Annotated in this window: 1 protein-coding gene; it reads right to left on the bottom strand. The window is 63.5% G+C overall.

The features are described 5' to 3' along the window. Window positions 1-12: 12 nt before the first annotated feature. Window positions 13-815, bottom strand: a protein-coding gene (locus tag HUA76_RS44755) for an IS5 family transposase (protein ID WP_174459508.1) whose coding sequence is annotated in 2 segments (ribosomal slippage) — window positions 13-470 and window positions 470-815 — 804 coding nt in all. Because the reading frame shifts where the segments join, the coding sequence is not laid out codon by codon here. Between the last annotated feature and the right edge of the window lie 66 nt (window positions 816-881).

The following is an 881-nucleotide window of genomic DNA, read 5'->3' as shown; positions in this document are numbered from 1 at the left end:
TTAGAGCCTCTATCAAATGTGAGGATAGAGGCTTCGGAAGAGCATGACGCAGCAGCCGAGGACGAGGAAGCCGAAGTGGACGTCGTCCCTGCGCTCGTCACGGACACGGAGCCGACGAAGTTGATTTTTCCAGGCCAGAGTGCGCTCCGCCACCCAACGGTGACGCCCCAGGCGCTCCTTGGACTCGACACCTGGTCGCGCGATTCGTGGTGCGATGCCGCGCTTTCGAAGCCCGCGCCGGTTCTTCTTCGAGGCGTAGGCCTTATCCCCGTGGACCTTCCTGGGACGGAAGCAGCGTTGCCCTGAAGGCATCCTCACCGGAGGTATGGAGTCCACGAGGGGAAAGAGTTCGTGGGTGTCGTGCACGTTCGCCGCCGTCAGCGACTCGGTGAGCGGCAGTCCATGGGCCTCTACGAGAAGATGATGCTTGCTACCCGCCTTCGCGCGGTCCGTCGGATTTGGGCCCGTGAGGGCCCCCTTTTTGAGGCCCGGACAGACGACGAGTCGATGCTGGCGCGGGAGAGGTCCACCCTGCCTCGTAGTCCCAGTTCATCCAGCAGTTGGTGTTGGAGCTTTTCCCAGACCCCGGCCTCGGTCCATTCCTCCAGCCGGCGCCAGGCTGTCATGCCCGACAGGCCGAACTGCTTGCGAGGAAGCATCTCCCATGGAATGCCGCTCCTCAGCACGAAGACAATGGCCTCCAGCGCCGCTCGGTCATCTGCTCGGGGGCGTCCAAGCTTCTTCTTGGGTCTCGGCGGAGGCAGCAGCGGCGCCACACGCTGCCAGAAGGCGTCGGGAACGAGTTCGCGGACCATGCACTCAAGCTGGGGATGCCCTTCGTCGGTGGCCACCCCAGCCCTGACTTTTGTTAGGTCCTCTTA

This window comes from Myxococcus sp. CA056, assembly GCF_013336715.1.
GTDB lineage: Bacteria > Myxococcota > Myxococcia > Myxococcales > Myxococcaceae > Myxococcus > Myxococcus llanfairpwllgwyngyllgogerychwyrndrobwllllantysiliogogogochensis.
Note: the sequence above shows the minus strand (reverse complement) of the source record. Positions and strands in the feature narration are given on the sequence as shown.